The organism is Streptococcus oralis (genome assembly GCF_021497885.1).
GTDB classification, from domain to species: domain Bacteria; phylum Bacillota; class Bacilli; order Lactobacillales; family Streptococcaceae; genus Streptococcus; species Streptococcus oralis_BQ.
Window position 1 is genome coordinate 1,747,617 of the sequence record NZ_CP046523.1, and the last position, 23,521, is coordinate 1,771,137.

General features: G+C 41.7%; 38 protein-coding genes. All 38 read right to left on the reverse strand.

Annotated features, from left to right (window positions below):
- Positions 1-119: 119 nt before the first annotated feature.
- Complete coding sequence (locus tag GOM48_RS08760; RefSeq protein ID WP_235097303.1) at positions 120-812, reverse strand: histidine phosphatase family protein; 693 nt, start codon at positions 810-812, stop codon at positions 120-122.
- Between the two features lie 236 nt (positions 813-1,048).
- Positions 1,049-2,386 carry a PFL family protein gene (locus tag GOM48_RS08765; protein ID WP_139658984.1) on the reverse strand — a complete coding sequence of 446 codons (1,338 nt, stop codon included), beginning with the start codon at positions 2,384-2,386 and terminating at the stop codon, positions 1,049-1,051.
- Positions 2,387-2,395: 9 nt separating this feature from the next.
- Positions 2,396-2,662, reverse strand: a complete 267-nt coding sequence (locus GOM48_RS08770; RefSeq protein ID WP_000644111.1) for an ACT domain-containing protein — start codon at positions 2,660-2,662, stop codon at positions 2,396-2,398.
- A 263-nt stretch (positions 2,663-2,925) separates the two neighbouring features.
- Entirely contained in the window at positions 2,926-3,312 is a 387-nt protein-coding gene (gene rplQ / locus GOM48_RS08775) for a 50S ribosomal protein L17 (protein ID WP_000331493.1), read from the reverse strand.
- Positions 3,313-3,323: 11 nt separating this feature from the next.
- Positions 3,324-4,259 (reverse strand): DNA-directed RNA polymerase subunit alpha, encoded by a 936-nt coding sequence (locus tag GOM48_RS08780; RefSeq protein WP_000568993.1) that lies wholly within the window; start codon positions 4,257-4,259, stop codon positions 3,324-3,326.
- 42 nt (positions 4,260-4,301) lie between these two features.
- Positions 4,302-4,685, reverse strand: coding sequence for a 30S ribosomal protein S11 (rpsK, locus tag GOM48_RS08785; RefSeq protein ID WP_001118385.1), 384 nt, complete (start codon positions 4,683-4,685; stop codon positions 4,302-4,304).
- Positions 4,686-4,702: 17 nt separating this feature from the next.
- Positions 4,703-5,068 (reverse strand): 30S ribosomal protein S13, encoded by a 366-nt coding sequence (gene rpsM, locus GOM48_RS08790; RefSeq protein WP_000090781.1) that lies wholly within the window; start codon positions 5,066-5,068, stop codon positions 4,703-4,705.
- Between the two features lie 17 nt (positions 5,069-5,085).
- The gene (gene rpmJ, locus GOM48_RS08795; RefSeq protein ID WP_001808836.1) at positions 5,086-5,202 is read right to left on the reverse strand and encodes a 50S ribosomal protein L36; all 117 of its coding nucleotides are present in this window, start codon (positions 5,200-5,202) and stop codon (positions 5,086-5,088) included.
- 24 nt (positions 5,203-5,226) lie between these two features.
- Positions 5,227-5,445 carry a translation initiation factor IF-1 gene (gene infA / locus GOM48_RS08800; RefSeq protein WP_001029883.1) on the reverse strand — a complete coding sequence of 73 codons (219 nt, stop codon included), beginning with the start codon at positions 5,443-5,445 and terminating at the stop codon, positions 5,227-5,229.
- Between the two features lie 116 nt (positions 5,446-5,561).
- On the reverse strand, positions 5,562-6,200 hold the full coding sequence (locus GOM48_RS08805; protein ID WP_038804633.1) for an adenylate kinase: 639 nt from the start codon (positions 6,198-6,200) through the stop codon (positions 5,562-5,564).
- A 146-nt stretch (positions 6,201-6,346) separates the two neighbouring features.
- Complete coding sequence (gene secY, locus GOM48_RS08810; protein ID WP_038805841.1) at positions 6,347-7,657, reverse strand: preprotein translocase subunit SecY; 1,311 nt, start codon at positions 7,655-7,657, stop codon at positions 6,347-6,349.
- 11 nt (positions 7,658-7,668) lie between these two features.
- Complete coding sequence (gene rplO, locus GOM48_RS08815; protein WP_000766092.1) at positions 7,669-8,109, reverse strand: 50S ribosomal protein L15; 441 nt, start codon at positions 8,107-8,109, stop codon at positions 7,669-7,671.
- A gap of 145 nt (positions 8,110-8,254) precedes the next feature.
- Positions 8,255-8,437, reverse strand: a complete 183-nt coding sequence (rpmD, locus tag GOM48_RS08820) for a 50S ribosomal protein L30 (RefSeq protein WP_000057241.1) — start codon at positions 8,435-8,437, stop codon at positions 8,255-8,257.
- Between the two features lie 13 nt (positions 8,438-8,450).
- Positions 8,451-8,945 carry a 30S ribosomal protein S5 gene (rpsE, locus tag GOM48_RS08825; RefSeq protein ID WP_000874204.1) on the reverse strand — a complete coding sequence of 165 codons (495 nt, stop codon included), beginning with the start codon at positions 8,943-8,945 and terminating at the stop codon, positions 8,451-8,453.
- Positions 8,946-8,962: 17 nt separating this feature from the next.
- A complete protein-coding gene (gene rplR, locus GOM48_RS08830; protein WP_004244055.1) occupies positions 8,963-9,319 on the reverse strand; it encodes a 50S ribosomal protein L18 in 357 nt (118 codons plus the stop codon).
- 83 nt (positions 9,320-9,402) lie between these two features.
- Positions 9,403-9,939 (reverse strand): 50S ribosomal protein L6, encoded by a 537-nt coding sequence (gene rplF, locus GOM48_RS08835; RefSeq protein WP_000086626.1) that lies wholly within the window; start codon positions 9,937-9,939, stop codon positions 9,403-9,405.
- Positions 9,940-10,126: 187 nt separating this feature from the next.
- Positions 10,127-10,525 (reverse strand): 30S ribosomal protein S8, encoded by a 399-nt coding sequence (gene rpsH, locus GOM48_RS08840; RefSeq protein ID WP_000245504.1) that lies wholly within the window; start codon positions 10,523-10,525, stop codon positions 10,127-10,129.
- Between the two features lie 214 nt (positions 10,526-10,739).
- A complete protein-coding gene (locus tag GOM48_RS08845; RefSeq protein WP_001085697.1) occupies positions 10,740-10,925 on the reverse strand; it encodes a type Z 30S ribosomal protein S14 in 186 nt (61 codons plus the stop codon).
- A gap of 17 nt (positions 10,926-10,942) precedes the next feature.
- Entirely contained in the window at positions 10,943-11,485 is a 543-nt protein-coding gene (gene rplE, locus GOM48_RS08850) for a 50S ribosomal protein L5 (RefSeq protein ID WP_000013542.1), read from the reverse strand.
- 23 nt (positions 11,486-11,508) lie between these two features.
- Complete coding sequence (gene rplX, locus GOM48_RS08855) at positions 11,509-11,814, reverse strand: 50S ribosomal protein L24 (RefSeq protein WP_000497691.1); 306 nt, start codon at positions 11,812-11,814, stop codon at positions 11,509-11,511.
- Positions 11,815-11,891: 77 nt separating this feature from the next.
- Entirely contained in the window at positions 11,892-12,260 is a 369-nt protein-coding gene (gene rplN / locus GOM48_RS08860) for a 50S ribosomal protein L14 (protein WP_000616548.1), read from the reverse strand.
- 25 nt (positions 12,261-12,285) lie between these two features.
- Positions 12,286-12,546 (reverse strand): 30S ribosomal protein S17, encoded by a 261-nt coding sequence (gene rpsQ / locus GOM48_RS08865; protein ID WP_000440801.1) that lies wholly within the window; start codon positions 12,544-12,546, stop codon positions 12,286-12,288.
- A 24-nt stretch (positions 12,547-12,570) separates the two neighbouring features.
- Positions 12,571-12,777, reverse strand: coding sequence for a 50S ribosomal protein L29 (gene rpmC / locus GOM48_RS08870; RefSeq protein ID WP_000772918.1), 207 nt, complete (start codon positions 12,775-12,777; stop codon positions 12,571-12,573).
- Positions 12,778-12,786: 9 nt separating this feature from the next.
- The gene (gene rplP, locus GOM48_RS08875; protein WP_000960948.1) at positions 12,787-13,200 is read right to left on the reverse strand and encodes a 50S ribosomal protein L16; all 414 of its coding nucleotides are present in this window, start codon (positions 13,198-13,200) and stop codon (positions 12,787-12,789) included.
- A 3-nt stretch (positions 13,201-13,203) separates the two neighbouring features.
- The gene (gene rpsC / locus GOM48_RS08880; protein ID WP_000529936.1) at positions 13,204-13,857 is read right to left on the reverse strand and encodes a 30S ribosomal protein S3; all 654 of its coding nucleotides are present in this window, start codon (positions 13,855-13,857) and stop codon (positions 13,204-13,206) included.
- Between the two features lie 12 nt (positions 13,858-13,869).
- Complete coding sequence (rplV, locus tag GOM48_RS08885) at positions 13,870-14,214, reverse strand: 50S ribosomal protein L22 (protein WP_000818137.1); 345 nt, start codon at positions 14,212-14,214, stop codon at positions 13,870-13,872.
- A gap of 11 nt (positions 14,215-14,225) precedes the next feature.
- Entirely contained in the window at positions 14,226-14,507 is a 282-nt protein-coding gene (gene rpsS / locus GOM48_RS08890) for a 30S ribosomal protein S19 (RefSeq protein ID WP_000533766.1), read from the reverse strand.
- A gap of 103 nt (positions 14,508-14,610) precedes the next feature.
- Positions 14,611-15,444, reverse strand: a complete 834-nt coding sequence (rplB, locus tag GOM48_RS08895) for a 50S ribosomal protein L2 (protein WP_000512905.1) — start codon at positions 15,442-15,444, stop codon at positions 14,611-14,613.
- 17 nt (positions 15,445-15,461) lie between these two features.
- Positions 15,462-15,758, reverse strand: a complete 297-nt coding sequence (locus GOM48_RS08900; RefSeq protein ID WP_001055347.1) for a 50S ribosomal protein L23 — start codon at positions 15,756-15,758, stop codon at positions 15,462-15,464.
- Positions 15,758-16,381 carry a 50S ribosomal protein L4 gene (gene rplD / locus GOM48_RS08905; protein ID WP_000024537.1) on the reverse strand — a complete coding sequence of 208 codons (624 nt, stop codon included), beginning with the start codon at positions 16,379-16,381 and terminating at the stop codon, positions 15,758-15,760. The genes GOM48_RS08900 and rplD overlap by 1 nt, the downstream gene beginning before the upstream one ends.
- 24 nt (positions 16,382-16,405) lie before the next feature.
- Complete coding sequence (rplC, locus tag GOM48_RS08910; RefSeq protein ID WP_000160197.1) at positions 16,406-17,032, reverse strand: 50S ribosomal protein L3; 627 nt, start codon at positions 17,030-17,032, stop codon at positions 16,406-16,408.
- Between the two features lie 82 nt (positions 17,033-17,114).
- Positions 17,115-17,423 (reverse strand): 30S ribosomal protein S10, encoded by a 309-nt coding sequence (rpsJ, locus tag GOM48_RS08915; protein ID WP_001284513.1) that lies wholly within the window; start codon positions 17,421-17,423, stop codon positions 17,115-17,117.
- A gap of 265 nt (positions 17,424-17,688) precedes the next feature.
- The gene (locus GOM48_RS08920) at positions 17,689-18,315 is read right to left on the reverse strand and encodes a uridine kinase (protein WP_235097311.1); all 627 of its coding nucleotides are present in this window, start codon (positions 18,313-18,315) and stop codon (positions 17,689-17,691) included.
- The gene (gene nrdG / locus GOM48_RS08925; protein ID WP_235097319.1) at positions 18,312-18,908 is read right to left on the reverse strand and encodes an anaerobic ribonucleoside-triphosphate reductase activating protein; all 597 of its coding nucleotides are present in this window, start codon (positions 18,906-18,908) and stop codon (positions 18,312-18,314) included. The genes GOM48_RS08920 and nrdG overlap by 4 nt, the downstream gene beginning before the upstream one ends.
- A 4-nt stretch (positions 18,909-18,912) precedes the next feature.
- The gene (locus GOM48_RS08930) at positions 18,913-19,413 is read right to left on the reverse strand and encodes a GNAT family N-acetyltransferase (RefSeq protein WP_235097328.1); all 501 of its coding nucleotides are present in this window, start codon (positions 19,411-19,413) and stop codon (positions 18,913-18,915) included.
- A gap of 43 nt (positions 19,414-19,456) precedes the next feature.
- Positions 19,457-19,597 (reverse strand): hypothetical protein, encoded by a 141-nt coding sequence (locus tag GOM48_RS08935; RefSeq protein WP_038804638.1) that lies wholly within the window; start codon positions 19,595-19,597, stop codon positions 19,457-19,459.
- 11 nt (positions 19,598-19,608) lie between these two features.
- Entirely contained in the window at positions 19,609-21,816 is a 2,208-nt protein-coding gene (gene nrdD / locus GOM48_RS08940; protein WP_235097339.1) for an anaerobic ribonucleoside-triphosphate reductase, read from the reverse strand.
- Between the two features lie 116 nt (positions 21,817-21,932).
- Positions 21,933-23,489, reverse strand: coding sequence for a damage-inducible protein CinA (locus tag GOM48_RS08945; protein ID WP_235097346.1), 1,557 nt, complete (start codon positions 23,487-23,489; stop codon positions 21,933-21,935).
- Between the last annotated feature and the right edge of the window lie 32 nt (positions 23,490-23,521).

Genomic DNA, 23,521 nt, shown 5'->3' on the forward strand with positions numbered 1-23,521 from the left:
TTGAGGGAATTTGAAAGACGAGAAATGTTCTTTTAGACTTGGATAACAAGAAATACTGAGTCGCAAATCCACCTTATTTAACAGGAAAAAAATTAGCTCCCACTTGGAGCTAACTTCTATCAATTTTTTATTTCTGCCATCTTCTCACGTCCGAGCTCTCGATAGCTACGGTCACCAACAACTTCTACGCTAAACTGACCGTCCTCATATTCAAGAATCGTCACGCTACCATTATCCAGACCATGCGGATGCATGCCATTGATCAGATAAACAATGGTACCAATCGTCATTCCATGGCTCACAACGAGGGCATTACCCCCACCTTGTTCTTCCATTTCTTTAGCAATCGCTTCAAAGCCTTCCTTGATTCGACCACTGAGTTTTTCCCAACCTTCAGCCCAGCCTGCAGTATCAACCTCTACCAAACCTTCTGCTAGTTCTGCATAGGACAACTGATGAACATGGTCTACATTGAAAATTCTCGGAATCAATCCCATAAAGAGGTCCCCATCATAGGCCCCATCAAAACTACCAAAGCACCACTCTCTGATGCGCTTGTCCATGCGGTAAGGGATTTTCCCCTGTAGTCCAAGTTCTTCTAGGATAATTCCCATGGTTTGAATAGTGCGACCTGAATCACTGGAATAAGCGCGGTCAAACTGCAAGCCAGACTCTCTCAAGCCAATTCCCAGTTCATGGATTCCCAACTCACCTTCTGCAGTCAGAGGTGTATCACTCCATCCTTGAGCACGTCCAATCGTGTTAAACATGGTTTTTCCATGACGGACCAAGTACAATCTTACTTTAGACATTTTCTATCCTCCATTTTCTTCTATTATATCATGGATCAAAGAAATATTTGGCTTTCAAAAGCAAAGCTCCTTCTCCTAATTTTGCCACAAGAAAAGCTACCCTCATGGTAGCTTCCCTAGGAGATTATTATGAAAAAGTTTAGGATTTCTATTAAATAAAGTTAGGAGGTCTTTATTTAATGATTATAGTATACACAGTCATCCTTAAACTCAACTTAAATCCTCTCGCTTTTTTATTAATTTTTAAAACTATGGATTGGAGCTGGGATTTGCCCACCGCGAGAGATGAAATCAACAGACGAAGCCCCGTTGACCTTCATAACTGGAGCTGTCCCTAGCAAACCACCAAACTCAATCATATCGCCTTCTTTGCCCTTTGGAATAATACGGACAGCCGTTGTTTTCATGTTAATAACACCGATTGCCGCCTCATCCGCAATCATAGCTGCAATGGTTTCAGCAGGCGTATCTTCCGGAATGGCAATCATATCCAACCCAACAGAACAGATAGCCGTCATGGCCTCTAGTTTCTCTAAATTTAGAGAGCCATCTTGCACCGCAGCAATCATCCCCTCATCTTCAGAAACGGGGATAAAAGCACCTGACAAGCCACCGACTTGGTTACAAGCCATCACTCCGCCCTTCTTAACTTGGTCATTCAAAAGAGCGAGGGCAGCCGTCGTCCCATGCGTACCAACTGTTTCTAGGCCCATTTCCTCAAGGACACGAGCCACAGAATCGCCAACTGCAGGAGTAGGTGCCAAACTTAGGTCGACAATTCCAAAATCAACACCCAGTCTCTCGCTGGCCATCTGACCAACTAATTGACCGATACGAGTAATCTTGAAGGCCGTTTTCTTGACTGTTTCCGCTACCACATCAAAGCTCTGTCCACGAACTTTTTCCAAGGCACGCTTGACCACACCAGGACCCGAAACCCCGACATTGATGATAACATCTGCTTCGCCAACACCATGAAAGGCCCCTGCCATAAAAGGATTGTCCTCAACAGCATTAGCAAATACGACTAATTTGGCCGCACCCATATCTGATAGCGCAGCTGTTTCCTTGATGATACGTCCCATATCAGCGACCGCAGTCATGTTGATACCTGACTTGGTCGAGCCGATATTGACGGACGAACAAACCTTGTCTGTCTCAGCTAGAGCGCGTGGGATAGAATTGATGAGAATTTCATCTCCTTTTTGGTAGCCTTTTTGTACCAAAGCTGAGAATCCACCAATAAAGTCAACACCGATCTCCTTAGCAGCCCTATCAAGAGCCTTTGCCAAAACAACATAGTCTGTCGCATCAGTCGCAGCACCAATTAAAGAAATCGGTGTCACCGATACCCGTTTATTAACAATAGGAATCCCTAGTTCCGCAGCAATTTCATCTCCTACAGCCACTAAATTTGCAGCTTTAGTGGTAATTTTTTGGTAAATCTTTTCAGCAGCACGTTCGATGTCTGGATCAGTACAGTCCAAAAGGGAAATCCCCATGGTGATGGTTCTGATATCGAAGTTCTGCTCCTCGATCATGGCAATGGTTTCTGTAACTTGTCTAATATCCATAGCCACCTCCTAGATATTATACATAGCGTCAAAAATCGCCGCACTCTGAATATTGATTTTGACATTCAAGGTCTGACCGAAAGTTTCAAACTCATTTCGCAAATAAGTGAAATCTTGTTTTTCGTCACTAGAAACGACCGCCATCATGGTAAAGTATTCATCCAACACCGTCTGAGAAATATCGTCAATATTCAAACCCAACTCTGCAATCTTAGTAGACACGCCTGCAACGATCCCAGCCTTGTCCTTACCAACTACTGTAATAATAGCCTTCATTCTTATACCCCATTTCTACGATTTTTAGAAAACCTGAACGTTTTTGATTTTCTTTTTTCCTAGTATAGCATATTTCCATAGAAAATACTAAAAAACGCCTGCTTACGAAGTTGTTCTTAAGAAAAAAACAATTTCGTAAACAAGCGTCTACCCTATCAAATGATGATGAGTGTTCCCGCTAGGACCGAAGTCCCAGCGGTAGACCAGAGCTAGACTAAGAGCACAAGACTCCATCATCATAACACTCAACAAAATTGATGATTTTATACTAATTCGATGATCGCCATTGGCGCAGCATCACCACGACGTGGTTCAGTTTTAAGGATACGAGTGTATCCGCCGTTACGTTCAGCATAACGAGGTGCGATTTCTGAGAACAATTTTTGAAGTGCTGTAGTAGAAGTGTACTTATCAGTTGCTTCATCATAGTTTTCAGATGCGATTTCATTACGTACGAAAGCAGCTGCTTGACGACGTGCATGCAAATCACCACGTTTACCTAGAGTAATCATTTTTTCAACAGTTTTACGGATTTCTTTAGCACGAGCTTCAGTTGTCACGATTGATTCGTTGATCAAAAGGTCAGTTGTCAAATCGCGAAGCATTGCTTTACGTTGTGAGCTAGTGCGTCCTAGTTTACGGTAAGCCATGTATTCCTCCTTTATTTATCTTTTAATCCAAGACCCAAGTCAATGAGTTTGAGTTTCACTTCTTCCAAACTCTTGCGTCCAAGATTTCGTACTTTCATCATCTCTGCTTCAGATTTTTCTGTCAAATCATGCACAGTATTGATACCGGCACGTTTCAAACAATTGTATGAACGCACAGACAAGTCCAGTTCCTCAATCGTCCGATCCAAAATACGATCGTCAGATTCAGTATCAGCTTCTTTCATCACTTCAGTTGACTTAGCAATCTCAGTAAGATTTGTAAACAAATCAAGATGTTCTGTCAAGATACGTGCTGAAAGCCCTAAAGCATCTTCAGGAATAATTGTTCCATTAGTCAAGATTTCAAGGGTTAATTTGTCAAATCCATCATTGCTACCTACACGAGCAGGCTCTACTTGATAGTTGACTTTTGTAACTGGTGTATAAATAGAATCTACAGCAAGTGTTCCAACTGGTGCATTATCTTTTTTGTTTTCATCAGCAGGTACATATCCACGACCACTGTTAACAGTCATTGTCGCTTTTAGAGAAGAACCTTCACCGATTGTAAAGAGATAATGATCTGGATTTACAATTTCAATATCACTGTCAGTCAAAATATCTCCAGCTGTAATTTCAGCAGGACCTTCAACGTCAAGTTCAATGATTTTTTCGTCTTCAACGTATGATTTCACTGCAATCCCTTTAATGTTCAGAATGATTTGCATCACGTCTTCACGAACACCTGGAACTGTGTCGAACTCATGCAAGACACCTTCAATGTTGATAGATGTCACTGCTGCTCCCGGTAGAGAAGCTAGTAGTACACGACGAAGAGAGTTACCAAGAGTTGTACCGTAGCCACGTTCAAGTGGTTCGATTACAAACTTGCCATAATCTTTATTTTCATCAATTTTTGTTATATTTGGTTTTTCAAACTCAATCATTTAGTTACTCCCTCTTAAACGAAAAGCAGTGTAATGCGATGATTATACACGGCGACGTTTTGGAGGACGAGCACCATTGTGTGGCACTGGAGTCACATCACGAATTGCTGTTACTTCAAGACCAGCGGCAGCAAGCGCACGAATAGCTGACTCACGACCAGAACCTGGACCTTTTACAGTAACTTCAACTGATTTAAGACCGTGTTCTTGTGCAGATTTAGCAGCAGCTTCAGAAGCCATTTGAGCAGCGAATGGTGTAGATTTACGAGAACCTTTGAAACCAAGAGCACCAGCTGATGACCAAGCAATTGCATTACCATGCACATCAGTAATCATAACAATAGTGTTATTAAATGTAGCGTGAATATGAGCAATACCAGATTCGATATTCTTTTTCACACGACGTTTACGTGTTGGTTTAGCCAAGACTTTTACCTCCTATATTATTTTTTCTTACCAGCAATCGCAACAGCTTTACCTTTACGAGTGCGAGCGTTGTTTTTAGTGTTTTGTCCACGGACAGGAAGTCCACGACGGTGACGAATACCACGGTAAGAACCGATTTCCATCAAACGTTTGATGTTCAAGTTTACTTCACGACGAAGGTCACCTTCAACTTTGATTGCATCCACTTCACGACGGATAGCATCTTCTTGATCTGATGTAAGGTCACGTACACGAACATCTTCTGAGATTCCAGCAGCAGCCAAAATTTTCTTAGATGTTGCAAGTCCGATACCATAAACGTAAGTCAATGAGATTACTACGCGTTTGTCATTTGGAATGTCAACTCCAGCAATACGAGCCATGTTTTCTCCTTTCTATCTTATCCTTGACGTTGTTTGTGTTTTGGATTTGCTGGGCAAATTACCATAACACGACCATTACGACGAATTACTTTACAGTATTCGCAAATTGGTTTGACCGATGGTCTTACTTTCATTTCTTATCCCTCCAAGTTTTTCGATTATTTAAAGCGGTAAGTGATACGTCCACGTGTCAAGTCATATGGACTCATCTCGACAGTAACACGATCTCCCGCTAAAATACGAATATAGTTTTTACGAATTTTACCAGAAACTGTTGCTAAAATCTGATGTCCATTTTCAAGTTCAACCGTAAACATTGCGTTAGGCATTGTATCAACTACTTTGCCTTCAACTTCAATCACATCGTCTTTTGCCACGCAAAAGCACCTCCATAAATTTCGATTTGATGCCTCTAGACACAGAGACAACAATTATAAGTCAGACTATCTCAGTATAACATTTGTAGCGATTTTTTGCAAGTGTGAAAAACGCTTTATTTCAAATTTGTCAATACTTTTTCGATGTCTTTGAACACATCATTGATATCTTGATTTCCTTCAATATCGTGAACCAAACCTTTGGCACGGTAGTGAGCAATGATTGGTTCACCTTGGGCGATATTCACATCCAAGCGACGTTTCACTGTCTCAGGTTTATCATCTTCACGTTGGTAGTAATCTTCTTCTTTGTAGTCAACTGGTGGGTTGAAAACTTTGTGGAAGGTTTCACCTGTTTCGCGGTGGATGATACGGCCACTCAAACGTTCCAAGAGACAGTCTGGATTCACTTCAATGTTGATCACACCTTCCAATTCAATACCAAGTTCAGCCAATGTTTTATCCAAGGCATGAGCTTGTTCAATCGTACGTGGGTAACCATCTAACAAGAAACCTGTTTCTTTGATATCATCCTGTGACAGGCGTTCTTTAACAATACCATTTGTAACTTCATCTGGAACCAACTCACCTTTGTCGATGTATGACTTTGCAAGTAGACCCATTTCAGTTTGATTTGCCATAGCAGCACGGAACATATCTCCAGTTGAAATGTGTGCCACGTGGAATTGTTCCACAATTTTAGCTGCTTGCGTTCCCTTACCTGCTCCAGGTAAGCCCATAATCAAAAGATTCATGATCTGATCTCCTTATTTTGTATTTAAATAGAAGCAAAAAGCTAGTTTCAACTCCTATTTAAAAACAAAATAGAAGAGGGGAGACGAAAGTCTCTCTTATAGGTAGACCTTCATACTCCACTCTCTAAGCAAAAGTAGTCTTGCTTTTATTCTGTTTTGTCCATGAAACCAACATACTTACGTTTCAATAGGTAACCTTCTAGCTGTTTGATTCCTTCGATACCTGTCGAAATAATGATCAAAAGACTAGTTCCCCCAAAAGCAACCGCTTCTGAGAGCCCAAAGACATCTTTTGCTACAATCGGCAAGATTGAAATCACACCAAGGAAAAGGGAACCGACGGTTGCAAGGCGACGAAGAAGTTTTGACATAAACTCTTCCGTTCCTTTACCTGGACGGACACCATGGATATAGGCTCCGCTCTTTTGCAAGTTTTCTGCTGCTTTCTCTGGATTGATCTGTACAAATGTATAGAAGAATGTAAAGAGAATAATCAGCAGTGCATACATGGCAACACCTGTTGGAGATGTTGTAGATAACATTTCCTGTGCTGTACGTACCCAAGCCCAATCATGACCTGTAGCGCTGACAAACTGAAGAATAGCCGCAGGTGCTGCTGTAATGGAACTTGCAAAGATAACTGGGATAACACCAGCAGGATTGACCTTCAAAGGAAGGTAAGAACTGGATGGAGCACCTTGAGCAACTTTTGTATATTGGATCGGAATTTTATATTCTGCCTGTTGTACATATGTTGTAAAGTAAACAATCAACAAGACAGCGATAATGAGAATAACGACAAATATAATAGATGACGTCAACCGATCACTTGGAATATTGACAAAATAGTCCACGTAGATGCCATGAATCATCTCTGGAATTGAAGCCACAATCCCTGCAAAGATAATCATAGACACCCCGTTACCATATCCCTTATCAGTGATTTGCTCCCCTAGCCAAGTAACAATCATAGTACCTGCAGTCAGGATAATACCAATCGTAACAAAGACTTGAGGGGTTAGATCTGTCGTTAATAATTTTGCACCAGATAGAGTATTAAAACCAGCAGTGATTCCGATTGATTGCACAAACGCAAGTACAAGCGCAATATAACGAGTCGCTTGGTTTATCTTTCTCCGTCCTACTTCCCCCTGCTTGCCCCACTCTACAAACTTTGGAACAATATCCATTTGTAGCAATTGAACAACGATGGAAGCTGTGATATACGGACTCACACCGAGTGCAAAAACCGAGAAGTTCTTCATGGCATTCCCTGAAACTAAACTAAGCATGTTCAAGAAGGATAATCCACTCAAAGCTTCCAGACTTTTTGCGTTCACACCTGGTACAGTAATACTAGTCCCGATACGGAAGACAAGTATGATAAAAATCGTAAAGAGAATTTTTGATCGTACTTTCTTAACCTTGAGGGCCTCTTTTAATAATTTAAAAAACATAGGTCACCTCTCTAGATGACTTCTACTGAACCACCTTTAGCAGTGATAGCTTCTTCAGCTGTTTTAGAGAATTTAGCTGCTTTCACAGTCAACTTCTTAGTCAACTCACCGTTACCAAGAATCTTAACGCCTGATTTTTCAGCCTTTACAATTCCTGCTTCGATAAGAACAACTGGAGTAACTTCAGTACCATCTTCAAAAACGTTCAATTGATCAAGATTTACAATTGCGTATTCTTTAGCGTTGATGTTAGTGAATCCACGTTTTGGAAGACGACGGAACAATGGAGTTTGTCCACCTTCAAAACCAAGGCGAACTCCGCCACCGCTACGAGCTTTTTGACCTTTTTGACCGCGACCAGATGTTTTACCGTTACCTGATGAAGTACCACGACCAACACGGTTACGTACTTTACGAGAACCTTCTGCAGGTTTCAATTCATGAAGTTTCATTATTATTTTCTCCTCTTTTGTAAAATGCTAGCGCCGATAAGAGAGAAAAGGTTGTCTCCCTTATCAACTCGCCTATACATTCGTCATCTTAGATGACTATACCTAGTTTTAGGGGATGAGTATTGCCACATCCCCTAAAAATTCATTAGTTTACTTCTTCAACTGTTACCAAGTGAGATACTGCAGTGATCATACCACGAATAGCAGCGTTGTCTTCTTTGATAACAGAGCTGTTCAATTTGCCAAGTCCAAGTGCTACAACAGTTTTACGTTGTGATGGAATGCGTCCGATTGGAGACTTAGTCAAAGTAATTTTAATTTGAGCCATTTTATCCCCTTTCTTATGCCAAATCAGAAACTGAGATACCACGAAGGGCAGCAACTTCTTCAGCGCGTTTCAATTGTTTCAAACCTTCAACAGTTGCGCGAACAATGTTGATTGGAGTGTTAGAACCAAGTGATTTAGATGTAATATCTGCCACACCTGCCAATTCCACAACGGCACGAACTGCACCACCAGCGGCAACTCCAGAACCTTCTACAGCAGGTTTCAACAATACTTTAGCTCCACCGAATTCTGAAAGAACTTCGTGTGGGATTGTTGTTCCAACCATAGGAACTTCAATCAAGTTTTTCTTAGCATCTTCCACTGCTTTGCGGATTGCTTCTGGAACTTCTTGAGCTTTACCAGTACCAAATCCTACGCGACCGTTGTGGTCACCAACAACAACAAGAGCTGCGAAACGAAGACGACGTCCACCTTTAACAACTTTTGTAACACGGTTGACAGCAACTACGCGTTCTTCTAATTCAACTGCATTGTCTTTAAATGCCATTTTCTAGTGTCCTCCTATTAGAATTTCAATCCGTTTTCACGAGCTGCATCAGCCAAAGCTTTCACACGTCCGTGATATAGATATCCACCGCGGTCGAACACCACTTCTGAAATACCTTTAGCGTTTGCACGTTCTGCAACGAGTTTACCGACAGTAACGGCTTGTTCAGTTTTAGTTCCTTTTGAAACTTCTTTGTCAAGAGTTGAAGCACTTGCGAGCGTTACACCCGCTACGTCATCAATCACTTGAGCGTAGATGCCTGTATTAGAACGGAATACGTTCAAACGTGGGCGATCAGCAGTTCCAGAGAGTTTTCCGCGAACGCGACGGTGGCGTTTTTGGCGGAGTTTGTTTTTATCTGGTTTAGAAATCACAGTTTTCACCTCTTTAGTTTTAAATCGTGTGCTATGCACTAAGTTGGAAAATAGGTTGGTGGTTAAAAATCAACCACTCAACATTATTTACCTGTTTTACCTTCTTTACGGCGAACGAATTCACCAACGTAACGGATACCTTTACCTTTATATGGTTCTGGTGAACGAAGGCTACGTACGTAAGCAGCTGTTTGACCAACTACTTCTTTTGAAATTCCGCTAACAACGATTGTTGTTGGGTTTGGAAGTTCAAAAGTAATTCCTTCTGGAGCTTCAACTTCGTCTGGATGAGATTTACCAACAGCCAAAACAAGTTTAGATCCTTGAAGTTGTGCACGGTAACCAACCCCACGCATTTCAAGTTCTTTCTTGAATCCTTCTGATACACCAACAACCATGTTGTTCAAAAGGGCACGAGTAGTTCCGTGGATTGTTTTCATTTCTTTTGAATCGTTTGGACGGTGAAGAGTTACTTCAGTACCTTCCACACGAATTTCAATATCTTTTGAGAACTCACGAGTAAGTTCTCCTTTAGGTCCTTTTACAGTTACAACGTTGTCATTGTTAGTGATTTCAACACCAGCAGGCAACACGATAACTTTATTACCAATACGTGACATGTTTATTTTCTCCTGTTAAATTGTCAGGCCAGAATGGCCAGTTTTCACGGGGTTAAATCGATTTCTCGATTTAAAGGAATATTTAGGTTTCGATTTCAAAGTGAATCTAGGCATCGTCTCGCAGGCATAACTTTGGGTTAGGCAAGAGACGATAACGAAGAGTCACAAAGAAATTGGGAGCTAAATATTACCAAACGTAAGCGATAACTTCTCCACCAACGTTCTTTTGGCGAGCTTCTTTATCAGTAAGCAAACCTTCAGAAGTTGAAAGGATAGCAATTCCAAGTCCGTTAAGAACTTTTGGAAGATCTTCACGTTTTTTGTAGACACGAAGCCCTGGTTTAGAAACACGTTTCAAGTTAGTGATAACTTTTTCACCGTTTGGTCCGTATTTAAGGAATACACGGATGATGCCTTGTTTGTCATCTTCGATGATTTCTACGTTCTTAACAAAACCTTCGCGTTTAAGGATTTCAGCAATCCCTTTTTTGATGTTTGATGCAGGTACTTCAAGTACTTCGTGTTTCGCTTGGTTAGCGTTACGAATACGAGTTAGGAAGTCTGCGATTGGGTCAGTCATAACCATTTTGTTTTTCTCCTCTTACTAGTAGTTTGCAAGTTGCACTTGCTAGTTAATGATTGAGCTGGGCTCAGATAGTATTGACACATTCAAATGAGAGAACTCTTATTTGAACACGAGCTACAACCTGTGCAAAAAAAGATAAATTTGTTTTGGAGCATCGCTCCTTCTCCAATTTTCCTATTTTTGCTGTGGTTGTTACGCTCTTTGTATCATGATATTACCAAGATGCTTTTGTTACACCAGGAATTTGTCCTTTGTAAGCTAATTCACGGAAGCAAACACGGCAAAGTTTAAATTTGCGGTAAACTGAATGTGGACGACCACATTTTTCACAACGAGTATAAGCTTGAGTAGAGAACTTCGCTGGACGTTTGTTCTTAGCAATCATTGATTTTTTAGCCATTAGATTTACCTCCTATATTATTTTGCAAAAGGCATTCCAAGGCCTGTAAGCAATGCACGTGACTCTTCGTCAGTGTTAGCAGTTGTTACGATAACGATGTCAAGACCACGAGTTTTGTCAACGTCATCAAAGTTGATTTCTGGGAAGATCAATTGTTCTTTCACACCAAGTGTGTAGTTTCCACGTCCATCAAATGATTTTGTTGGAACACCGTGGAAGTCACGTACACGTGGAAGTGAAACTGAAACCAATTTGTCCAAGAATTCGTACATACGTTCACCACGAAGGGTAACTTTTGCACCGATCGCTACACCTTCACGAAGACGGAAGCCGGCGATTGATTTTTTAGCTTTAGTGATAAGTGGTTTTTGACCTGAGATGAGTGCCAATTCTTCAGCAGCTTTTTCAAGGCTTTTAGCGTTTGATACAGCTTCACCAACACCCATGTTCAAAACGATCTTATCTACTTTAGGCACAGCCATCACTGATGAGTAGTTAAATTGTTCTGTCAAAGCAGGAACTACTTCATTAAGATATTTTTCTTTTAAACGATTTGCCATTATACTTCTCCTTTCCTTCGTGATTAATCAAGCACTTCGCCTGATTTTTTGTTGTAGCGAACTTTCTTACCGTCTACAAATTTGTAACCAACACGACCAGCTACACCATTTTTATCCAATACTTGAACATTTGATACGTGGATAGCTGCTTCTTTCTCGATGATACCACCTTGAGGAAGCTCGTTAGTTGGACGTTGGTGTTTCTTAACGATGTTAACACCTTCAACGATAACTTTGTTTACTTTTGGAAGGGCAGTAAGGACAACAGCTTCTGTTCCCTTATCTTTACCAGCGATTACGCGAACTTTGTCGCCTTTTTTTACAAACATTAGGTTTCTCCTTGATTTTTCTTACGCCCACAAGGGCACCCTAGCTTGAAGCTAGGGGACTAGTTTGTTTCTAAAAATTAAAGTACTTCTGGAGCAAGTGACACAATCTTCATGAAGCCACCTTCACGCAATTCACGTGCAACTGGGCCAAAGATACGTGTTCCGCGAGGAGTTTTGTCTTCACGGATGATAACTGCTGCGTTTTCGTCAAACTTGATGTATGAACCATCAGCACGACGAGCACCTGATTTAGTACGAACGATAACAGCTTTTACAACGTCACCTTTTTTAACCGCACCACCAGGAGTAGCTTGTTTTACAGATGCCACAATGACATCACCGATGTTCGCAAATTTACGTTTAGAACCACCAAGAACTTTGATAGTCAAGATTTCGCGTGCACCGCTGTTGTCTGCGACTTTCAAACGAGTTTCTGTTTGAATCATTTCAGTTTTCTCCTTTCAGGCTTGATTAGATGATGACCGCTTCTTCAACAACTTCTACAAGACGGAAACGTTTTGTAGCTGAAAGCGGACGAGTTTCCATGATACGTACGATATCGCCTTCTTTGGCAACATTGTTTTCATCATGTGCTTTGTATTTTTTAGAGTAGTTAATACGTTTACCATAGACTGGGTGGTTACGTTTTGTTTCAACTACAACTGTGATTGTCTTGTCCATTTTGTCAGATACAACACGTCCAACAAGAACTTTACGATTATTGCGTTCCATTGAAATTTCTCCTTCCCTAGTCTATTATTTCGCTTCAGATTGAACTGTTTTGATACGAGCGATTTGTTTTTTAACTTCTTTCAAGCGAGCTGTTTGTTCCAATTGACCAGTAGCAGCTTGGAAACGAAGTTCAAACAATTCTTTTTTCAATTCGTTTTCGCGCTTCGCGAGTTCTTCTTGAGAAAGACCACGAAGTTCTTTAACAAATTCTTTTACTTCATTAAGTTTCATGCCTTCTCCTTATTCTGCTTCACGTTTTACGAATTTACATTTAACTGGCAATTTGTGGCTAGCAAGACGAAGCGCTTCGCGAGCGATCTCTTCAGATACACCAGCAACTTCAAACATCACTTTACCACGTTTAACTGGTGCTACCCAACCTTCAGGTGCCCCTTTACCAGATCCCATACGCACACCGATAGCTTTAGCAGTGTATGATTTGTGTGGGAAGATTTTAATCCAAACTTTACCACCACGTTTCATGTAACGAGTCATGGCGATACGAGCAGCTTCGATTTGGCGGTTAGTGATCCAGTGGCTAGTTGTAGCTTGAAGACCGTATTCACCGAAAGCTACTTCTTTTCCACCTTTTGCTTCACCGCGCATTTTTCCACGGAATTCACGACGGTGTTTAACACGTTTAGGTACTAACATTGGTTATTTACCTCCTTTAGTGTTTTTACGAGCTGGAAGAACTTCACCACGGTAGATCCATACTTTAACACCAAGTTTACCGTATGTAGTATCTGCTTCTTCCCAAGCGTAATCGATATCTGCACGAAGTGTGTGAAGTGGAACAGTTCCTTCAGAGTATCCTTCAGCACGGGCGATATCTGCACCGTTCAAACGACCTGATACTTGAGTTTTGATTCCTTTAGCTCCAGCACGCATTGCACGTTGGATTGCTTGTTTTTGTGCACGACGGAAAGCAACACGTTGCTCCAATTGACGAGCAATTCCTTCACCTACAAGATGAGCATCCAAATCAGGTTGTTTGATTTCGATGATGTTGATGTGTACTTGTTTTCCAGTCAATTTGTTAAGTTTTGCACGGAGTGCATCAACGTTAGCACCACCTTTACCGATAACCATACCTGGTTTAGCAGTGTGAAGTGAAACGTTAACTTTGTTTACTGCGCGTTCGATTTCGATAGTTGAAACTGCTGCGTCAGCAAGTTCTTTTTGAACGAATTTACGGATTGCAAGATCTTCATGAAGGTAATCCGCGTATTCTTTTTCAGCATACCATTTGGCATCCCAATCACGGATGATGCCGACACGCATACCAATTGGATGTACTTTTTGACCCACGATTTTACCTCCTTATTTTTCTGCAACAGCTACAGTGATGTGAGCTGTACGTTTGTTGATTGGTGAAGCTGAACCTTTCGCACGTGGACGGAAACGTTTCATAGTTGGTCCTTCGTTTGCGAATGCTTCAGATACTACCAAGTTAGCTTTGTCCAAACCAAAGTTGTTTTCAGCGTTAGCTACAGCTGAATTCAAAACTTTCAAGATGATTTCAGCAGCTTTGTTTGGTGTGAATGTCAAGATTGCAATAGCATCGGCTACGCTTTTACCACGGATGTTGTCAAGAACAAGACGTGATTTACGAGGTGAAACACGTACTGTACGAGCCATTGCTTTAGCTGAAGTAATTTCTGCCATTTATGTTCTCCTTATTTTCTACGTGTTTTCTTGTCGTCTGCAGCATGACCTTTGTAAGTACGAGTTGGTGCAAATTCACCAAGTTTGTGACCTACCATGTCTTCTTGGATGTAAACAGGTACGTGTTTACGTCCGTCATAAACTGCAATAGTGTAACCAATGAAACTTGGGAAGATCGTTGAACGACGTGACCAAGTTTTGATAACTTTTTTCTTTTCGTCGTTAGCTTGAGCTTCAACTTTTTTCATCAAATGCTCATCGACGAAAGGTCCTTTTTTAAGACTGCGTCCCATTTTTATGTTTTCTCCTTTAAATATTGTACCACAGCGGCTTGCGCTCACATGGAGCGCTACCGAGCTGGCGGATTTCCTAGTTGCTTAAGCGACTAGTTTACTATTATTTCTCGTTGCGACGACGAACGATAAGTTTGTCAGATTTCGCTTTCTTGTTACGAGTTTTAAGACCAAGAGCAGGTTTGCCCCATGGAGTAGATGGTGCTTTACGACCAACTGGTGCTTTACCTTCACCACCACCGTGTGGGTGATCGTTAGGGTTCATTACAGAACCACGAACTGTTGGGCGGATACCTTTCCAACGGCTACGTCCCGCTTTACCAAGGTTCACAAGTCCATGTTGTTCGTTTCCGACAACACCAACTGTAGCACGACAAGTTCCAAGAATCATACGAACTTCGCCAGATTGAAGACGAACAAGAACGTATTTACCTTCTTGACCTAATACTTGAGCAGAAGCTCCAGCTGCACGGACCAATTCTCCACCACGACCTGGTTTCAACTCGATGTTGTGGATCAAAGTACCAACTGGGATGTTTGCAAGTGGAAGAGCGTTTCCGACTTTGATATCTGCTTCAGGACCTGAAACGATACGTTGACCAACTTCAAGACCTTTTGGAGCGATGATGTATGCTTTCACACCGTCAGTGTAGTGTACAAGAGCGATGTTTGCAGAACGGTTTGGATCGTACTCGATTGTTTTAACAACTGCTTCAACGTTGTCTTTGTTACGTTTGAAGTCAACCAAACGGTAGAAACGTTTGTGTCCACCACCTTGGTGACGAACAGTGATACGACCGTTGTTGTTACGACCAGCCTTGTTCTTCAAAGCAACAAGCAATGATTTTTCAGGAGTGCTTGTTGTGATTTCAGCGAAATCCAAAGAAGTCATATTACGGCGACCGTTTGTTGTTGGTTTATAAACACGAATTCCCACGATATTTCCTCCTTAGATTATTCAGCTTCAGCAGCAAACAACTCGATTGCTTTTGAATCAGCTGTAAGAGTGATGATAGCTTTTTTAGTTTTGTTAGTAAAACCAGTGTAACGTCCAACACGCTTAGCTTTAGGTTTTACGTTGATTGTGTTAACATTTGCAACTTTAACACCTTCGAAAGCAGCTTCAACAGCTTGCTTGATCAAAAGTTTGTGTGCACGAGTGTCAACTTCAAATACATATTTACCTGCTTCAAGTTGAGCCATTGAGCTTTCAGTGATGACAGGTTTTTTGATAACATCATACAAATTCATTATGCAAGAACCTCCTCGATTTTAGAGATAGCTGCTTGTGTGACAAGAAGTTTGTCGCTATTTGCGATGTCAAGAACACTTGCAGTTGTAGCAGTTGCAACTTTCACATTTGGAAGGTTACGAGCTGAAAGAGCTGCGAATTCATTTCCTTCTTCAAGGATAACAAGAACTTTAGAATCGATGCTCAATGCTGCAAGAACTTTTGCAAATTCAGCAGTTTTTGGAGCTGTAAATGAAAGAGCGTCTACAGCTACGAATTTGTTTTCAGCAACTTTTTCAGAGTAAACTGATTTAAGAGCTAGGCGACGAACTTTTTGTGGAAGTTTGTAGCCGTATGAACGTGGAGTTGGCCCGAAGACAACACCACCACCACGCCATTGTGGTGAGCGGATAGAACCTTGACGAGCACGTCCAGTTCCTTTTTGACGCCATGGTTTGCGTCCACCACCTGATACTGCAGAGCGGTTTTTAACAGCGTGTGTTCCTTGACGAAGGCTTGCGCGTTGACTGATGATCACATCAAACACAACTGATTCATTTGGTTCGATACCAAATACTGCATCGTTAAGAACAACTTGGCCAGCTTCTTTACCAGTTTGGTCAAATAATGTTACGTTTGCCATTGTGACTGATTTCCCCTTTCTTTATTATTTACCAGCTTTAACTGCTGATTTGATAGTGATAAGAGATTTCTTAGCACCTGGTACGTTACCTTTGATAAGGATAACGTTCTTTTCTGGAACAACTTGTACAACTTCAAGGTTTTGAATTGTTACGCGGTCGCCACCCATACGTCCTGCAAGGTTTTTACCTTTGAATACGCGGTTAGGTGCAACAGGTCCCATAGAACCTGGACGACGGTGGTAACGAGAACCGTGAGCCATTGGTCCACGTGATTGTCCGTGGCGTTTGATAACACCTTGGAAACCTTTACCTTTAGAAGTACCAGTTACGTCAACAACGTCTCCAGCTGCGAATGTTTCAACTGTGATTTCAGCACCAACTTCCAAGCCTTCAACGTTTTTGAATTCACGAATGAAGCGCTTAGGAGCCGTGTTAGCTTTCGCTACATGTCCTTTAGCAGGTTTGTTGCTCAATACTTCGCGTTTGTCATCGAAACCAACTTGGATAGCGTTGTATCCGTCTGTTTCAACAGTTTTAACTTGAAGAACAACGTTTGGAGTTGCTTCAATAACTGTTACAGGGATCAATTCGCCAGCTTCAGTGAAGATTTGAGTCATTCCCACTTTTTTCCCTAAGATTCCTTTTGTCATGAGAAAATAGTTCCTTTTCTATATTTTTTATTCAAAAAGTTTTTAACGAGCGTTTTTCATGCTCAAGGTATCAAGCTTTAGATTAAAGTTTGATTTCTACGTTTACACCACTTGGAAGATCCAATTTCATCAAAGCATCAACTGTTTTTTGAGTTGGGTTAACGATATCGATCAAACGTTTGTGTGTACGCATTTCAAATTGTTCGCGAGAGTCTTTGTATTTGTGAGTCGCACGAATGATTGTGTAGAGGCTACGTTCAGTCGGAAGTGGGATTGGACCCGCAACTTGTGCACCTGTACGAGTAGCTGATTCTACGATTTTTGCAGCCGCTGTGTCAAGCGTACGGTGTTCGTAAGCTTTCAAACGGATACGGATTTTTTTGTTTGCCATCTTTTTCTCCTTTTCGTCTATTTAAGATAATAGGCTAGCTCCACAAGAAAACCGACGCGCGTTGCGTGGCAATGCAACCGAGCGTGTCGCAACCTCTTGCATCAAAGCTAAGGCTGTAATTTACAGCACCATAATAGAATAACACAAAGCCCCTGCGATTGCAAGGGATTTGTTAGGTTTTTTTCGTTTTTTTAGGATGAAACTGTTTTCCTATTTCAGCTTCCTATAACTTCTGATTTACGATCTTAAAATTTATTCTTTTCTTCTATATAATATGAGTCATTTTGACCTTGAATTTACTTTCTGATTGATCCACTAAGATATCTGCTTTAGACTCGGTTTCTCTATAGTAATGCAGATACTGCTCCCGTCTCATCTGATGGCTAGCTAACACAAAGGAAGCATCTCGATTTCTCATTGTCGTATCCCGAGCTAGACGTCTCTCTAATTCTGTTTCTTCGTCCGTGTAGAAGCAGATGGTTTTGTCAAAGAGTTCCTTTGGTAGAAAACCCACAGACATCCCTTCGACAATCAGAATTGGTTTGGCTCCTGACAAGACCTCACTAGCCTTCCAAGGCTCTTCAATTGTCAAGACATCCATACCCGCCTGCAAGGCGAGAATATCTCTCTGCAAACTTGCCAATTCATGTGCCACTGAGAGACAAGCTGTCACCTTTTGATCTGTCGCTTGCTTTGGTACTACCAGATGACGGTTTGAAGTAATGTAAGGATCAGTTTCTAATAAGTTTACCTTTGCAGAATCTAGGGCTTGGTACAAGTCTTGGGCAAAGGTAGACTTACCTGATGCCCCATGACCGTAAATCCCCAGTGTGTTGACTTTCCCCGATTCTATCTCTAAAACCAGACTGTTTATGAACTCTCTTTTATTCATTCTCTCTTCACCTGCTCATAGCTTTCTTTTCCGTCATTGAGCTTATCCCAAATCACTACTTGCCCACTTTTGAGAGATTTTTGCACATCGATAATTCGTTGATTAGAGGAACCGCGGAACTGGAGCATGAGATTGCGCTTGCTTTTGTCATAACGTCCATCGACAAGGATGTCAATCAGAGACAAGAGTTCCAGTTTATCTGGAGTCTCCAGCATCATTTCTTCCCAAGTGTAGCCCGTCCATGACCAGATATCCTTGTCTGGTAATTCCTTTCGAATGCGCTTAACGAGTGGCAAGAGAATCCCCGTATTGAGAAAAGGCTCCCCTCCCAGCAAAGTCAATCCTTGAACATAGGGCTGGGCAAGGTCTGCCATGATTTGTTCTTCTAACTCTGCTGTATAAGGAATGCCTGCATTGAAAGACCAGGTCGCCACATTATAACACCCCTCACAGTGAAACATGCAACCTGCGACATAAAGAGAATTGCGCACGCCTTCTCCATCGACAAAGTTAAAGGCCTTGTAGTCAATGATTCTCCCTTTACTAAGCTCCTCGCTTTTCCATTCACCTGGTTTTGGTGTATTCCATGTCATCCTTCTACTCCAACTCTATCCAATAGCGCTCCGTTCCGTTTCGAACATCCTCAAACACCCCACCATTTGCCACAATCACCGCCCTACTAGCAGGATTTTCCGTACTACAGGTCACAAGCGCTTTTTTGATGTTCTTTTCCTTGGCAACTTGCAGACCTTGTCTGAGTGCTTCTTTGGCATAACCTTTGCCTCTTTCAGTGGGGCGGATGGAATAGCCGATATGGCCAGCATGATTCAGTAAACCCTCATTCAGTCTCAATCGCAGATTCAAAAATCCTAGAGCACGACCTACATCATCAAATGATACAAATTGAATAGAAGGAACACGATTTTCAGGCAAGTTTATTCCCATCTCTTTTTGCATATTTATTTCCAACCACTCTTCATACACAAAGTTCTCTGTATCCCAGAAACCACCATCATGAGGTGACTGTACTTGTTCAAACTCCGCAATCATCTCTAAAACTGTTTCTTTATCTGCCAATGTTGGTCTGCGTAGTATCATTTTTACCTCCAATTAAGAGAAAAGCGAGAGGCAACTCTCACTTTTATTTTTTCTTGTTCTTGTTTAAAAACTGTTCTCTGAGGTTGAGCAAGCGTTCTTTTTTACCTATTCCACCTTTCGAGTGTTTCTCGTGATAACGGGTCACTTGTGCGCGTCCCTTATCGTCTAATTGGTATTTCCCCATTGCGTTTCCTTCTAATTTGTTACTTCATGTCCAGCTGTTTTGATAGTAGAGCCATTCATGTGTTTGACACGCGCAGCGATTTCCTTGTGGCGTCCGTTAACCATCGGACGCGCTTGAGGATTTCCCAGATAACCACACGTACGTTTGACCACATCTACTGTTTTAGGGTCGCTATTGCCACAGTTGGGACAAGCAAAGCCTCTTTCAGTTGGTTCAAAATCCCCTTCAAAGTCACACTTGTAACAGCGATCGATCGGAGTATTGGTCCCTAGATAACCGACACGGTCATAGGCATAGTCCCAGACGGCTTCCAAGGCTTTAGGATTTTGCTGAAGAACTGGATACTCACAATAATGGATGAAACCACCTGACGCACCTGCTTCTGGATAAACTTTTTCAAAATCCAGTTTTTCAAACGGTGTTGGATTTTTACGGACATCATAGTGGAAAGAGTTGGTGTAGTATTCCTTGTCTGTAATATCAGGAATAGGGCCAAACTTCTCTGTATCCAAGCGACAAAAGCGGTCTGTCAGACTTTCAGACGGTGTGGAGTAGATAGAGAAATGGTAACCATATTGGTCAGACCACTCTTCTACACGACGCTTCATGTCACGGATAATCTCAAGCGTGAACTCCTTGGCTTCAGGATTTTTTTCCCAGTTATTGCCAAAGAAGACAGTAGCCACTTCGTACAAACCAATGTAGCCCAGCGAAACTGTCGCACGGCGATTCTTAAAGAGTTGATCTACACTTTCTTCTTTTCCGAGACGGCGACCGAAGGCTCCGTACTGATAGAGGATAGGGGCATTCGCTGGTGTTGCTTCCTTGGTTCTTTCCACACGGTAAACAAGAGCATCTTCTGCGATGTTCATACGCTCGTTGAAGATTTCCCAGAACTTATTCATGTCACCCTCAGACTCGAGGGCGATACGAGGCAGATTGACTGTCACAACACCTAGATTCATACGGCCTGAATTGACCTCGACGCCATTCTCATCCTTCCATCCTTGAAGGAAAGAACGGCAACCCATAGGAACCTTGAAAGAACCTGTCAGCTCGACAATCTTATCATAGGACAAGACATCTGGGTACATCCGCTTGGTTGCACACTCAAGAGCCAACTGTTTGATGTCGTAGTTAGGTGAACCTTCCTCTAAGTTGAGTCCTCTTTTCAGCGTAAAGATGAGTTTAGGGAAGATGGCTGTACGATGTTCTGAACCAAGACCCTTGATACGAATGGTCAAGATAGCTTTTTGAATTTCACGCTCAAAACGACTAGTTCCTAGACCAAAACCTAGTGAAGTAAAAGGTGTTTGTCCATTTGAAGTGAAGAGAGTGTTGATTTCATACTCAAGAGATTGCATGGCATCGTAGATATCTTTCTGCGTTTTCTTCCATGCGTAATCTTCCCGTTTTTCAGGCAACACCCATTCTTCTGCATCCTTGAGGTGTTTTTGGTAATTCTTCTCTGCATACGGAGCCAAGACTTCATCGATACGGTCAGCTGAACAGCCCCCGTACTGGCTAGAAGCGACGTTGGCGATGATTTGTGAAATCTGAGCTGTCGCAGTCTGGATAGACTTGGGACTCTCTACCTCTGCATTTCCAATCTTAAAACCATTTTCTAGCATGCCTCTAAAATCAATCAAACAGCAGTTGGTCATCGGTGTGTAGGGGCTATAGTCTAGGTCATGATAGTGGATATCCCCCTTTTGGTGAGCATTGGCTACGTGCTTAGGAAGCATTTGCAGTCCGATTGATTTCCCAACAATCCCTGCTGTCAAATCACGCTGGGTGTTAAAGACATCGCTGTCTTTATTGGCATTTTCATTGACAACCGCCTGATCTTTATTGAGAAGTTTATGAATGCTAAAGTTGATATCTGTCGCTTTTGAGCGCTCAAAATCCCTTTGTGTCCGATAAGTGATATACTCCTCAGCCAGCGCATATTCTTTGGCTTCAAGGAGTTCATGCTCTACGATATTCTGAATCTCGTAAATCTTGACACCTTGAGGGAAACGACTGTGAATTTCCGCAACAATACGCTCAAGCAGTCCATTTAGACGTTTTTCGACCAAGGGTGTCACATCCATGACTTTGTCGGCCGCCTTGTGGAGAGCCTTGTCAATCTTGTCTACATCAAACACTACACGTCTACCATCTCGTTTTTCAACGAACAAAGTGGGAACGGTTGCAAGGTTTTCTTCTAATACAATCATATCCATGCTCTTTTCTATTTTTCTTCTTAAGTGATATTATACCACTCTAAAAAGAAAAATCAATATCTTGTGTTAAAAATTCTAAAATTTTTAAAAATACACAAGATATTGATTTGTTATTTAGATTTATAAAGCTTGAATTCCTTACTATCCGTCTGAACAAGCTCGTATTTTTCACTAAGTAGGCTCTCTACATCCGACCACAAGGCAACCTTTTGATTGACCAAAATCATCTTCGGTTGATTTTCTTTCAAGTCATTGACTAGTTTCGTTTTATTCTCGTCGCTTGCAGTATAGAGTGTTGGTGTTACTAGAGAGCTTGGCGCCAAACGTTCACTTGCGCGGTAGAAATCTGGCCGATTATCCCAAGCATAGACACGATCCTCAGAACTCGTTTGCTGTTTGACCAAGCTAGCAAGCTGCTCACGTTCCTGATAAGTACTTGGATGCGAAATATAGCGACTCAAAACAGGTAGGAAAAGTAAATAGACTATCGCAACTAATGGTAGATAGAAATTTCCCTTGAGGTAGCGACCAAAGAGTGATGAAGAGCGGACTCTTCGTCTACTACGACTGATACGATCAGGGCTTCCTTCTTTGATGTTGGTTAACAATAACAATGTCAGAAAGGGCAAAATCGCTGCCAAACGTGAGCCATGCAAAGGTTCCTTTGAAAGAATTAACAAAGAAAGAGTTACTAATAATCCTAAAATAGCGCCTATTGAGACAGCAGATTGTTTAGCTGACTTGATCTGAAACAATCCTGAAAAGATCAATGTCAGAATCCCAACACCGATGGATAGCAAACCATAGAAAGCAGCATTCTCCATAAGATTGTCATTTGAAAATAGACTAAGCGTATCTATTGGATACAAAGTATGGCTAATCGCATCACCAAAAGTTCCTGTTAATACAGTATAATAGCCAATTGGATAAAAAATGATAGAAAATCCTAGAGCTGATGCGAAAAATTGATACAAACCATGAGCAAATTTACGCTTGGCAATATTAAATCCAAACAAACTTAAGGCAAGTGTAGCTGCAAACAAGGCTGTGGGAATAGGTGATAGGAAGAAAGCTAATGCTAAACTCATCCCAACTCGCAAGAAACCTTTATCGTTACTTGGATCATCCAGATAGTCAGCCACTAGGCTAAAACTATAAAATAGAAAAGGTAAGACCACAGCCACTGCATAGCTACCAGCAAATCCCAGACTGCCCACAAGCAGATAGAAAACCAACAAAAGCTGTCTAGCTTGCTCTCCCTTACCTGTCAAGGTATCTGCGGATTTAAATAGAAAAACACCAGCTCCGAACAAGGCCAACCACTCCACCAAAGCAAAAAGAATACTCCCTTGAGAGAGATAGATTAGTACGTAATAAAGCAGTCCATTTGAACCATAATAATCCGTGTAAATCTGCCCACTCTGATGTAGCGCCCAACCAGTATAAAGATCTTGCATCTGTTGGGGGCTCACCAAACCAAAGATCAGAGGCAACATTACAGAAACAGCTGTAGCAGCCAGACTCCAAATTGCCACACTAAAAAACGGAAGTGGAGTTCGTTTCCTCTTACCTCGCTCCAGTCCAAATTCAGACTCTTGATCCAGCCGTTCCCGATACTGGTATCGAGATCCTTCTAGCTGTTCGTCTTTTTCCCCATATATGTTCATTCAATTTCTCCTAGTAAGTTTATCTGTTTTAG

Excerpts from the sequence above, each read along its gene's own strand:
- GOM48_RS08760 (WP_235097303.1), bottom strand. The coding sequence starts at position 812 with ATGTCTAAAGTAAGATTGTACTTGGTCCGTCATGGAAAAACCATGTTT.
- GOM48_RS08765 (WP_139658984.1), bottom strand. The coding sequence starts at position 2,386 with ATGGATATTAGACAAGTTACAGAAACCATTGCCATGATCGAGGAGCAG.
- GOM48_RS08770 (WP_000644111.1), bottom strand. The coding sequence starts at position 2,662 with ATGAAGGCTATTATTACAGTAGTTGGTAAGGACAAGGCTGGGATCGTT.
- rplQ (WP_000331493.1), bottom strand. The coding sequence starts at position 3,312 with ATGGCTTACCGTAAACTAGGACGCACTAGCTCACAACGTAAAGCAATG.
- GOM48_RS08780 (WP_000568993.1), bottom strand. The coding sequence starts at position 4,259 with ATGATTGAGTTTGAAAAACCAAATATAACAAAAATTGATGAAAATAAA.
- rpsM (WP_000090781.1), bottom strand. The coding sequence starts at position 5,068 with ATGGCTCGTATTGCTGGAGTTGACATTCCAAATGACAAACGCGTAGTA.
- rpmJ (WP_001808836.1), bottom strand. The coding sequence starts at position 5,202 with ATGAAAGTAAGACCATCGGTCAAACCAATTTGCGAATACTGTAAAGTA.
- GOM48_RS08805 (WP_038804633.1), bottom strand. The coding sequence starts at position 6,200 with ATGAATCTTTTGATTATGGGCTTACCTGGAGCAGGTAAGGGAACGCAA.
- secY (WP_038805841.1), bottom strand. The coding sequence starts at position 7,657 with ATGTTTTTTAAATTATTAAAAGAGGCCCTCAAGGTTAAGAAAGTACGA.
- rplO (WP_000766092.1), bottom strand. The coding sequence starts at position 8,109 with ATGAAACTTCATGAATTGAAACCTGCAGAAGGTTCTCGTAAAGTACGT.
- rpmD (WP_000057241.1), bottom strand. The coding sequence starts at position 8,437 with ATGGCTCAAATTAAAATTACTTTGACTAAGTCTCCAATCGGACGCATT.
- rpsE (WP_000874204.1), bottom strand. The coding sequence starts at position 8,945 with ATGGCATTTAAAGACAATGCAGTTGAATTAGAAGAACGCGTAGTTGCT.
- rplF (WP_000086626.1), bottom strand. The coding sequence starts at position 9,939 with ATGTCACGTATTGGTAATAAAGTTATCGTGTTGCCTGCTGGTGTTGAA.
- rpsH (WP_000245504.1), bottom strand. The coding sequence starts at position 10,525 with ATGGTTATGACTGACCCAATCGCAGACTTCCTAACTCGTATTCGTAAC.
- GOM48_RS08845 (WP_001085697.1), bottom strand. The coding sequence starts at position 10,925 with ATGGCTAAAAAATCAATGATTGCTAAGAACAAACGTCCAGCGAAGTTC.
- rplE (WP_000013542.1), bottom strand. The coding sequence starts at position 11,485 with ATGGCAAATCGTTTAAAAGAAAAATATCTTAATGAAGTAGTTCCTGCT.
- rplX (WP_000497691.1), bottom strand. The coding sequence starts at position 11,814 with ATGTTTGTAAAAAAAGGCGACAAAGTTCGCGTAATCGCTGGTAAAGAT.
- rplN (WP_000616548.1), bottom strand. The coding sequence starts at position 12,260 with ATGATTCAAACAGAAACTCGTTTGAAAGTCGCAGACAACAGCGGTGCA.
- rpsQ (WP_000440801.1), bottom strand. The coding sequence starts at position 12,546 with ATGGAACGCAATAATCGTAAAGTTCTTGTTGGACGTGTTGTATCTGAC.
- rpmC (WP_000772918.1), bottom strand. The coding sequence starts at position 12,777 with ATGAAACTTAATGAAGTAAAAGAATTTGTTAAAGAACTTCGTGGTCTT.
- rplP (WP_000960948.1), bottom strand. The coding sequence starts at position 13,200 with ATGTTAGTACCTAAACGTGTTAAACACCGTCGTGAATTCCGTGGAAAA.
- rplV (WP_000818137.1), bottom strand. The coding sequence starts at position 14,214 with ATGGCAGAAATTACTTCAGCTAAAGCAATGGCTCGTACAGTACGTGTT.
- rpsS (WP_000533766.1), bottom strand. The coding sequence starts at position 14,507 with ATGGGACGCAGTCTTAAAAAAGGACCTTTCGTCGATGAGCATTTGATG.
- GOM48_RS08900 (WP_001055347.1), bottom strand. The coding sequence starts at position 15,758 with ATGAATTTGTATGATGTTATCAAAAAACCTGTCATCACTGAAAGCTCA.
- rplD (WP_000024537.1), bottom strand. The coding sequence starts at position 16,381 with ATGGCAAACGTAACATTATTTGACCAAACTGGTAAAGAAGCTGGCCAA.
- rplC (WP_000160197.1), bottom strand. The coding sequence starts at position 17,032 with ATGACAAAAGGAATCTTAGGGAAAAAAGTGGGAATGACTCAAATCTTC.
- rpsJ (WP_001284513.1), bottom strand. The coding sequence starts at position 17,423 with ATGGCAAACAAAAAAATCCGTATCCGTTTGAAAGCTTACGAACACCGT.
- GOM48_RS08920 (WP_235097311.1), bottom strand. The coding sequence starts at position 18,315 with ATGAATAAAAGAGAGTTCATAAACAGTCTGGTTTTAGAGATAGAATCG.
- nrdG (WP_235097319.1), bottom strand. The coding sequence starts at position 18,908 with ATGACATGGAATACACCAAAACCAGGTGAATGGAAAAGCGAGGAGCTT.
- GOM48_RS08930 (WP_235097328.1), bottom strand. The coding sequence starts at position 19,413 with ATGATACTACGCAGACCAACATTGGCAGATAAAGAAACAGTTTTAGAG.
- GOM48_RS08935 (WP_038804638.1), bottom strand. The coding sequence starts at position 19,597 with ATGGGGAAATACCAATTAGACGATAAGGGACGCGCACAAGTGACCCGT.
- nrdD (WP_235097339.1), bottom strand. The coding sequence starts at position 21,816 with ATGATTGTATTAGAAGAAAACCTTGCAACCGTTCCCACTTTGTTCGTT.
- GOM48_RS08945 (WP_235097346.1), bottom strand. The coding sequence starts at position 23,489 with ATGAACATATATGGGGAAAAAGACGAACAGCTAGAAGGATCTCGATAC.